We start from the raw sequence: 8,867 nt of genomic DNA on the forward strand, positions 1-8,867 counted from the left end.
GGACGCGAACCCCCCCGCACCGGAAAAAGGAATGCGGCTGCGCGGTTTCCACTTTCGAATTTTCGCCCGGGCGCCGCCCTTTGCGCTGCGCCGGGCCCAACCAGAGGAGCTGTCTCACAAGAGACATTGGCGATGGGCGGGAGCCTCACACTTCGAGCGTCTTAATCACCCAGCTTGGCGTGAATCTCATCTAGATCGATCTCACCCGTCGGCATTTTGTTGGCGGGATTTTCGAAATCATACTTGAACAGTTCAAAATCCTGTTTGTAGATCTCGTAGACCAGATGCATCGACAAATCGTCAAAGTAATCCTCGACCGGATGCACGCGTTTTGGCCCATGGCCTTCGGATTCGTTGAAGCGCGGGATTTCGGACAGAGTCACGGGATGCGAGGTTTCAAGATTGTCCAACACACCCTGCATCCCATCGTTGAACTTCTCGGTCCAAAAAATCCGATCATATCGCCCGCCATTAGCGATCAGCGTCGAGACATGGCCAGACATGGCCGACCAGTGAATGTCGGGGTCCATCGGCCGCCGCCAACGGATCGTGTCACGTGCAAATAACAGAAACCGGCGGAAACTGGCGATCTGATCGAACTCGCCTTTGCCATCGTCACCGCCAACCTCGATCCCATAATTGTAGATCAGCGTTGGCACCAGATTGCCGCGATAGCGTTTGCCGTTGCGCTGAATGCCACAGATCTTGTCAAAAAAGGAACTGAGAATGCGTGTGTAGGGATTACGCACGCAGGTAAACGTATAGGACTGGTGCGATTGAACATTTCTGGCAATCGGATCCTGACTGGCACCAAAGGCCCACTTGTGCATTCCGTCCTTGGCATCGTGAATGTCACCATCAAAGAAGCTGCCATGATCCGAGAAATACATGATTTGCCCGATCGTCGAGCAGGCGCATTTCGGCACAACACGGTAGACCATGCTTTGACTTTCGGTCATCCACGTTCCGGGAAAACCCATCTACTGCGCCTCCTTAGCCAGTTATCGCATTGATACTCCGGCATTTTGACCCAAAGAACCAAAAATATTCTGTTTATTCAATCGCTCATCCTCAGTATCACGGTTGCAATTGGGCAGAAACGGGGAATTACGAGACGCAAATGGCAAAGATTGCCTATATCTTGCTGTGCCACAAAGATCCTGACGCGATCATTGCGCAGGCCAGTCAGCTAACGGCTGCCGGCGATTGTATGGCGATCCATTTTGACGCTCGCGCCAAAGATACGGATTATGCGCAGATACGCGACGCCCTGAAAGATAACCGCAACGTCGCATTTGCAACGAAGCGGATCAAATGCGGATGGGGCGAATGGTCACTGGTTCAGGCCACGCTCCATGCATTACAGGCGGCGGTGGATCAGTTCCCAAGGGTCACCCATTTTTACATGCTGTCCGGCGATTGCATGGCAATTAAAACCGCCGAGTATGTGCACAGCTTTCTTGATGAACGCGACATGGATTTCATCGAAAGCCATGACTTCTTCGAAAGCAATTGGATTAAGACCGGAATGAAAGAAGACCGGCTGATCTATCGTCACTATTTCAACGAACGCAATCAGCCGCGCCTGTTCTATGCCGCATACGAAATGCAAAAGCGTTTCGGTCTGACCCGCGGCATACCTGCAGACCTGCAGGTCAAGATCGGCAGCCAGTGGTGGTGCCTGCGCCGTCGCACAGTCGAGATGATTCTGGACTTCCTGCGCCAACGCCGCGATGTGGTCCGGTTTTTCTCGACCACCTGGATTCCGGACGAGACGTTCTTTCAGACGCTTGTTCGCCACCTCGTCCCGAAGCAGGAAATTGAAAACCGTACACTGACATTTTTGATGTTTTCCGACTATGGCATGCCTGTCACCTTCTACAATGATCACTATGACATGCTGTTGGGGCAGAATTACCTGTTCGCCCGCAAGATCAGCCCCGAGGCCCATGAGTTGAAGGAACGGTTGGGTCAGCTTTATGCCAGCGAAGGGGTTACGTTCCACATCTCGGACGAAGGGCGTAATCTGTATCACTTCCTTGCCGGTCGCGGTCGGGTAGGACGACGTTTCGCTCAGCGCTTTTGGGAGGTCGGCAATACGTTAGGCCCCGAGCGGCAGGCGTTTCTGATTGTTTGCAAGAAGTGGCATGTCGCCAAACGGCTTGTTGACCAGATCGCGTCGGAAACCCCCATTCCCTGTATCGAATACATCTATGATGAGCAGGATACGCCATTGCCCGATTTGGGTGGAATCGAGACGACCCTGATTAAGCGGTCGCGCCATCGGCGGGCCGTTGCACGTATGTTGTTCGATTATTTCCAAAGCGACAGGCTGGTACTCTGCGTAGATCCGGCCAATCTGGACGTCATTCAGGATTTCTGTGCAGATCAGGCCCAAACACGTGTTCTGGAAATCGAATGTGCCTATTCAGATGAATATCTGACCGGCCATGCCTATCGCGTCGGTCTTGCGGGCCAGAACAGCTCACAGGATTCTCTCGCACGTCTGCTACCGACCCTTCGCAATGCGCTGGCTTACGAATCTGAATTGATCCGCAGTACCCAGAATGATGGGCTGTTCCATTTGCGCGAAGCGGCGGAACGTTCGGAGAATGAAGTGATTATCGCGGAATTTCTGGGGATCAGTGCCGATCAGGCCAAAGCGATCATGCAACTGGATTACCTGTTCGCTGATTGAATCCGGCGGCACGATCAGGTGCCGCCGGACATTCGAGTTCAGATGTCGAATTTGACACCTTGCGCCAATGGCAACTCGGCCGAATAGTTTACCGTGTTGGTCTGACGGCGCATGTAGGCTTTCCAGGCATCTGATCCGCTTTCGCGCCCGCCTCCGGTTTCCTTCTCGCCACCAAATGCGCCACCGATCTCGGCCCCGGACGGGCCGATGTTCACATTGGCAATCCCGCAATCCGACCCGGCCGCTGTCAGGAATTGCTCGGCTTCGCGCATGTTCAGTGTAAAAACGCAGGACGACAAGCCCTGTGGCACGTCGTTCTGAATCTCGATCGCCTCGGCAAAATCGTCATAGCCCATGACGTAAAGGATCGGAGCAAAGGTCTCGGCCTTCACAGTCGCGGTCTGGCCCGGCATCTCAACGATGGCCGGTTGCATATAAACACCGCCCGGCACACCTTCGGTCACGCGCTGACCTCCGAACACGGCACCACCCTCGGCCTTTGCTGATTCAAGCGCTGCGGTCATCGCATTGCCCGAAGCTTCATCCACCAACGGCCCAATCAACGTACCCTCGGTCAACGGATTACCGATGGGCAGACCTGCATAGGCTTTCTTCAGACGCCCAACCAGTTCCTCGCGGATCGAGTTGTGTACAATCAACCGCCGCAGTGTCGTACAGCGCTGCCCCGCTGTCCCGACAGCCGAGAATACGATCGCGCGCACCGCCATTTCCAGATCAGCCGACGGCCCAACGATCATCGCGTTATTTCCGCCGAGCTCAAGAATACACTTGCCAAAGCGCTGCGCCACGATCGGCGCAACCGCGCGGCCCATCCGGGTCGAGCCGGTGGCTGAAATGATCGGCACATCCTCGCTTGCAACCAGCGCCTCACCCAGATCGGCACCACCGATCAGGGTCTGCAAAAGCCCCTCGGGGGCGTCACCAAACCGGGCCAACGCCCGCTCAAAGATTTTCTGGCAAGCCAACGCGGTCAGAGGCGTTTTCTCGGACGGTTTCCAGATCACCGGATCGCCGCAAACCAGCGCCAGCGCAGCATTCCACGACCATACCGCCACGGGGAAATTAAAGGCCGAGATCACTCCGACCGGTCCCGCCGGATGCCACGTTTCCATCATCCGGTGACCCGGGCGTTCCGAAGCAATGGTCAGACCATAAAGCTGCCGCGACAGACCAACAGCAAAATCGCAGATGTCGATCATCTCCTGCACTTCGCCCAGACCTTCCGAGGTGATCTTGCCTGCCTCCCAACTGACAAGCGCACCAAGGTCGTCCTTGGCGGCCCGAAGCTCTTCGCCCAGCAGGCGGATCAACTCACCCCGGCGCGGAGCCGGCACAACGCGCCATTCCTTGAACGCTGCTTTCGAGCGGGCAAAGATGGCCCCCATCTCGGAAACCGGAGTTTCGTGAACCTCGGCCAACAGGCTGCCATCTATCGGAGAGGTCACCCGCAGCGACCCGCCGCTAAGCTCCGCTGCAGTCAGGTCCAAATTCGCAAGCGTGGTTTCAGCAGTCATTACAATGTCTTTCATATCTCAGGCCGCCTTGTTTTGTTCGGTAACGTCACCGGCGCGATAAAGCCGGCCAAATTCGGTGTTCAGGAAATCGGCAAGCTTTACCTGCTCTTGCCGAACAAAGCCTTTCGAGGGCAGAACCCCTGTCCGCATCAGATCGACGACACCCAATACGCCTGCCGCAGTGGTTACTTGGATCGCACTCCAGACTTGTCCATCGATGGTGCGCGCAAAGGACTTGTTGATCAGGGATTTCTCACGCAACGTGCCGTCAACGATGCCCTTTGCCGTGCAATAGACCAACACGACGTCTTGATCCGTACGCGGCAAGGCCGTTTCAAAAATCTCTTTCAGCAGATCGCGGCGACGCTCTAGTCCCAGGTCACTGAGCAACAAGCGCAAGATATCCCGATGGCCCGGATAGCGGATCGAGCGATAGGATACCGCCTTCGCCTTACCGTCTAGCGTCTCGGGCAAGGTGCCCAGCCCGCCCGATGTATTGAAGCACTCGTACTCGACTCCGTCATGGCCGATCAGCTCATAATCTTCGAGGGGGGCGGTCTTGACCCTCTCGCCATTCACAATGGCATCACATGGATTGCAGTATTCGTTGATTAGCCCATCAGTTGACCAAGTCAGGTTATATTTCAACGCGTTGGTCGGATAGAGCGGTAACGCCCCGACCCGCATATGCAGGCTGTCGATTTCATCGAACTCGGCCGCCAGCGCAGCGCCCGCAATCCCGACAAACCCGGGGGCCAACCCGCATTGCGGCATAAATGCCGTCTCGCTGTTCTGCGCCAGCTCGCGCACCGCGTTGGTGGCGGCGACATCTTCGGTCAGGTCAAAGTAATGCGCCCCAACAGTTTTGGCTGCGCTCGCAATCGCCGGTGTCAGAAAGAACGGCGCGGCAGAGATCACCGCATCAAACCCTTTAAGGCCTTTCTCCAAGCCCGCGCTATCGCTGGCATCAATCTGCCGCGTAGAAATGCCCCGCTTCTTGAATGCTGACAGGGCCGCAAGATCGTGATCGGCAACAGTCACCGTGTAATGTGCCGAGGTTTTCAGCAAAGTCGCGATCATCTGACCGATCTTCCCCGCCCCGACTACGCAAATATTCCAGCTCAAAACGCGCCTCCATTCTGTGTTTCTTTTGATTATGAAGGGCGACTTGTTCGGATTGCAGATCGTATCTTGACGAAATGAGGTAATTTTCCGTCATTTTGCCATATTATACGTCACTTTGCTAAATAGTTTACTCGAATATGACTTCGAACATGGTCGAATTCACAATCGTTTCAGCGCTCCTTTGAACTGATTGTACTATCAGGTATGAGAGGACCATTGTCGGCTATACAACGCGGGCAATCGCGGTTCGCCCAAGCATATAGGTGCCTTCAATGAGATCTCTCCGTGTCCTGCTTACCTGTTTCGCATGCCTGCTTCCTTTTGCAGCTCTGGCCCAATCCGCTGAGGCACCTGCCGCTGAGATTTCGTTAGAGCTCAATGCCTTGGAAGACGTTGGTAGTGCCTGCAGATTGACCTTTCTGGTGACCAACCAATCCGGAACCACTATCGATGAAGCCGTATTCGAGACGGTGATATTTGACACCGAAGGCAGTGTCGTTACCCTCTCGCTTTTTGATTTTCGCGACTTACCTTTGGATCGCCCACGTGTCCGTCAGTTCGATCTGCCAGGGATGTCTTGCACGACTGTTGGGCGCGCATTGATCAATGGCGCGAGTTCATGCGTGGTAAAAGGCTCCCAGAGCGACATCTGTCAATCGACCCTAACGCTCAGCAGCCGGATTGAAGTGGAGTTGCTTGGATGAATATTCTCTCTTCTCTTCGAGAGATCCTGACCCTTGGCGGGCCCGTTGTGGCTATCCTTATTGTCATGTCGGTCCTGACCGTAGCAGTTACTCTTTACAAGCTTTGGCAGTTCGCAGCCTGTGGCGTAGGGCGGCACAAGGTTCTGTCACAAGCGCTGCAGGCCTGGGATGCTGGAGATCGAGCCACTGCACGCGCGCGCCTCGCTCAGAGCAGCAGCTATCTTGCACCGCTTGTCGAAGCCGCCATGGACGCGCCGGACATTCCTGATCTGGACGCTCGACTGGATGCCGAAGCTGGATTGGCACTGGCCGGGCTGGAGCGCGGATTTCGGCTTTTGGATACGGTCGCCCAGCTTGCACCCCTGCTTGGATTGTTCGGAACAGTTTTGGGAATGATCAATGCATTCCAAAGCCTTCAGTCTGCCGGGTCTTCTGTCGATCCCTCATTGTTGGCAGGTGGCATCTGGGTTGCTCTGGTAACAACAGCCGTTGGCCTTGCGGTGGCAATGCCGACTTCAATGGTCTTGTCTTGGTTTGAAAGCCGAACTGCCCGGGAACGGGTGTTTGCGGACAAAGCACTGCGCACGGTTCTGGTCCCGAACAACTCGAACCAGCCCGTCTCAGGCAGGACCGAGATTCTGAACGCTGAACATGCGTAACACGGCGCCCTTTGTAAGACGCCCGATGTCGATGACCCCGCTCATCGATGTCATCTTCTTGCTGTTGCTGTTTTTCATGTTGTCTTCAACTTTCTCAAAGTTCGCGGAAATCGAAATCAGCAGCGCAACCTCAGGAGCATTAGCCTCGGCTGAGCCGGTGGAGAGGATTTTCATTCAGATCGGTGCAGAGCGCGTGACTTTGAATGGCGAAACGCTGACGCTGGATGAGCTGTCCGCGCTGATCGGAACCGGTCAGGCTCTGGTAAGCCTTGATGCCGATACGTCCGCCCAAAGGCTTGTTGATTTGCTGACCAGGCTGCGTGGCCGCGATGGCTTGACCGTCACGGTGTTGGAGTAGACCGATGATCCGCTTTGGTCGCCCAAGCCGCAAACGAGACTCGACCATCCCTCTGATCAACGTCGTCTTTCTGATGCTGATCTTCTTTCTGATTGCAGGCACCCTGGCACCACCGCTTGATCCCGAGCTTCAGCTTGTCGACACATCGGAACTCGAAGGCCGCGACCCGCCCGATGCGCTTGTCTTGAACGCTGATGGCATCCTCAGCTTTCGTGGGGTGCAAACCGACCCTGAGGCTTTTATGGCCAGCCATGATGACGGACCCGTTAGGATTGTCCCCGACCGCAATGTTTCAGGCCAACGGTTGATGGAGGTAACCGGTGCCCTTCGACGGCATGGGGCGCCATCTGTGTACCTCGTGACCCAGCAGGCTTTAAAATGATCCGGAAGTCAGCAGCCATCGCTGCGTTGGCGGGTGTGCTTTCGCTTGTCCTGCACATCTTTGGGATCAGTTTCTACGGTTCCAGTCTGCCAGAACTGCGGGCCAATGAGGAATCGGTCAGTTTGATCGAGCTTGGCAACACATTCGAGGAATTCACCGACGACACGACGGACCCGGTGCAGCCGGACTCTGCTGAAGCCCCCGAGCCTCCGGTTGAAGACACTGTTAAGCCCGATACTGCCGACATCCCGATCAGCGATACACTCGTCGCTTCCCCCAATCCTCAGCAGGTATCTTCACCCGATGTCGGAGCGCCCGTCGCCCCACGATCAGAGCTACAGGAAGAGGTGCCGACCGAACCGGTCGCCCCGTCCAATCCGGAACCAGCCACAGACGCAGATACCGCCGTAACGCCAGCGGTCGACCCGGAACCCGAGCGCTTGGCAGCTTTACCGCCCACAGACGGCTCAACAGAGCCGGTCCCTCCACTCGAGAGTACGGCAGTCGAACCAGAAATCCCAAGTTCGGTCGATGAGCCAACAAACGAGCCACCAGAAGAACAAGCCGCGCCTTCCGATCAGGCCGTATCTGTTTCCAAACGCCCCCGCCTCCCGGACAGAAGGCCCGCAACGGATACGCCAAAATCACTTGATGGGTTCAGTAACTTCGATAACTTGCGCAACCCTACGCAGACATTGGAGTCGCCGCTTAGCCTTTATCAAAAGGAAGGGGCTGACCCGTTCCGAACCAGCAGTGGCAGAAATCAATCCTCGGGTCGCGGCGTTGGAAACTCCGATACCACGAACTATGCCGGACAAGTCCTGGTCCACCTCAATCAAACGCCCGTCGTCTATGTCCCGGTCCGCGGGTTTGCGCAGGTATTCTTCGAAATTAATCCTGATGGATCACTGGCTTGGGTTGATATCGTCGATAGCTCTGGCTCACCTGAAATCGAACGCGCCGCCAGAGATCAAGTCATCCGCGCCGCTCCATTTCCCCGCCCACCAAGCGGGTCAAGCCGCAGGCTATCGTTTTATTACCAAAATAGTTGATACCAAAGACGGCAATTCGCCGAACCAGTTGATCGTTCCCTGAATGCTTCAACACGCTCCAGCGAGAGGATTTCGATCGGTCGTCACGGCAAGATCACCATGGGCGAAGCGCAGAAAAAAAGAGCTGAGGGGTAAGTGGCTAGTTACGAAAAGAAGTTTCCTATCGTTGCTTCCACAGTACTTCTAGAAGTGTTGGCGCAAATAGGAACACCGCCCTAGGGCGGTGCGTAAACATCTGATGTTGCAAGGTGTTTTTTTATTTGCGGAAGCAGGATTTGAACCTACGACCTTCATGTTATGAGCCTGGCGAGGTTTGATCGTTAAGCAATTGATCGGGGTGATCAATTGTAGTCT

General features: G+C 55.4%; 9 protein-coding genes. 6 read left to right on the forward strand and 3 right to left on the reverse strand.

Going from position 1 to position 8,867, the window contains the following annotated elements:
- Positions 1-161 precede the first annotated feature (161 nt).
- On the reverse strand, positions 162-980 hold the full coding sequence (locus ACR0L9_RS20430) for a sulfotransferase family protein (RefSeq protein ID WP_170423261.1): 819 nt from the start codon (positions 978-980) through the stop codon (positions 162-164).
- Between the two features lie 140 nt (positions 981-1,120).
- Here ACR0L9_RS20430 and ACR0L9_RS20435 point away from each other — a divergent pair, with 140 nt between their 5' ends.
- Positions 1,121-2,698 (forward strand): DUF5928 domain-containing protein, encoded by a 1,578-nt coding sequence (locus ACR0L9_RS20435; RefSeq protein WP_480896567.1) that lies wholly within the window; start codon positions 1,121-1,123, stop codon positions 2,696-2,698.
- Positions 2,699-2,736: 38 nt separating this feature from the next.
- On the opposite strand, the gene amaB is transcribed toward ACR0L9_RS20435, so the two are convergent.
- Together amaB and ACR0L9_RS20445 are read right to left on the reverse strand one after the other, a co-directional pair.
- Positions 2,737-4,248: an L-piperidine-6-carboxylate dehydrogenase gene (gene amaB, locus ACR0L9_RS20440; protein WP_370644337.1), complete on the reverse strand. Its 1,512-nt coding sequence runs from the start codon at positions 4,246-4,248 to the stop codon at positions 2,737-2,739.
- 3 nt (positions 4,249-4,251) lie between these two features.
- Positions 4,252-5,358 carry a saccharopine dehydrogenase NADP-binding domain-containing protein gene (locus ACR0L9_RS20445; RefSeq protein ID WP_170395124.1) on the reverse strand — a complete coding sequence of 369 codons (1,107 nt, stop codon included), beginning with the start codon at positions 5,356-5,358 and terminating at the stop codon, positions 4,252-4,254.
- A gap of 410 nt (positions 5,359-5,768) precedes the next feature.
- Here ACR0L9_RS20445 and ACR0L9_RS20450 point away from each other — a divergent pair, with 410 nt between their 5' ends.
- Genes ACR0L9_RS20450 through ACR0L9_RS20470 form a run of 5 tightly spaced genes read left to right on the forward strand, consistent with a single transcriptional unit; the run spans position 5,769 to position 8,513 of the window.
- On the forward strand, positions 5,769-6,062 hold the full coding sequence (locus tag ACR0L9_RS20450) for a hypothetical protein (protein WP_480896568.1): 294 nt from the start codon (positions 5,769-5,771) through the stop codon (positions 6,060-6,062).
- A complete protein-coding gene (locus tag ACR0L9_RS20455; RefSeq protein WP_480896569.1) occupies positions 6,059-6,721 on the forward strand; it encodes a MotA/TolQ/ExbB proton channel family protein in 663 nt (220 codons plus the stop codon). The genes ACR0L9_RS20450 and ACR0L9_RS20455 overlap by 4 nt, the downstream gene beginning before the upstream one ends.
- The gene (locus tag ACR0L9_RS20460; protein WP_480439633.1) at positions 6,714-7,079 is read left to right on the forward strand and encodes an ExbD/TolR family protein; all 366 of its coding nucleotides are present in this window, start codon (positions 6,714-6,716) and stop codon (positions 7,077-7,079) included. The genes ACR0L9_RS20455 and ACR0L9_RS20460 overlap by 8 nt, the downstream gene beginning before the upstream one ends.
- Positions 7,080-7,083: 4 nt before the next feature.
- Positions 7,084-7,461 carry an ExbD/TolR family protein gene (locus ACR0L9_RS20465; RefSeq protein WP_170597127.1) on the forward strand — a complete coding sequence of 126 codons (378 nt, stop codon included), beginning with the start codon at positions 7,084-7,086 and terminating at the stop codon, positions 7,459-7,461.
- Entirely contained in the window at positions 7,458-8,513 is a 1,056-nt protein-coding gene (locus ACR0L9_RS20470; protein ID WP_480896570.1) for an energy transducer TonB family protein, read from the forward strand. Before ACR0L9_RS20465 ends, ACR0L9_RS20470 begins: the two co-directional genes overlap by 4 nt.
- The last annotated feature ends 354 nt before the right edge of the window (positions 8,514-8,867 follow it).

The sequence above is a fragment of the Ruegeria sp. I3 genome (assembly GCF_056532525.1).

Bases quoted from the DNA above. Each gene is read 5' to 3' on its own strand.
- ACR0L9_RS20460 (WP_480439633.1), top strand. From the start codon at position 6,714: ATGCGTAACACGGCGCCCTTTGTAAGACGCCCGATGTCGATGACCCCG.
- ACR0L9_RS20430 (WP_170423261.1), bottom strand. From the start codon at position 980: ATGGGTTTTCCCGGAACGTGGATGACCGAAAGTCAAAGCATGGTCTAC.
- amaB (WP_370644337.1), bottom strand. From the start codon at position 4,248: ATGAAAGACATTGTAATGACTGCTGAAACCACGCTTGCGAATTTGGAC.
- ACR0L9_RS20435 (WP_480896567.1), top strand. From the start codon at position 1,121: ATGGCAAAGATTGCCTATATCTTGCTGTGCCACAAAGATCCTGACGCG.
- ACR0L9_RS20455 (WP_480896569.1), top strand. From the start codon at position 6,059: ATGAATATTCTCTCTTCTCTTCGAGAGATCCTGACCCTTGGCGGGCCC.
- ACR0L9_RS20465 (WP_170597127.1), top strand. From the start codon at position 7,084: ATGATCCGCTTTGGTCGCCCAAGCCGCAAACGAGACTCGACCATCCCT.
- ACR0L9_RS20470 (WP_480896570.1), top strand. From the start codon at position 7,458: ATGATCCGGAAGTCAGCAGCCATCGCTGCGTTGGCGGGTGTGCTTTCG.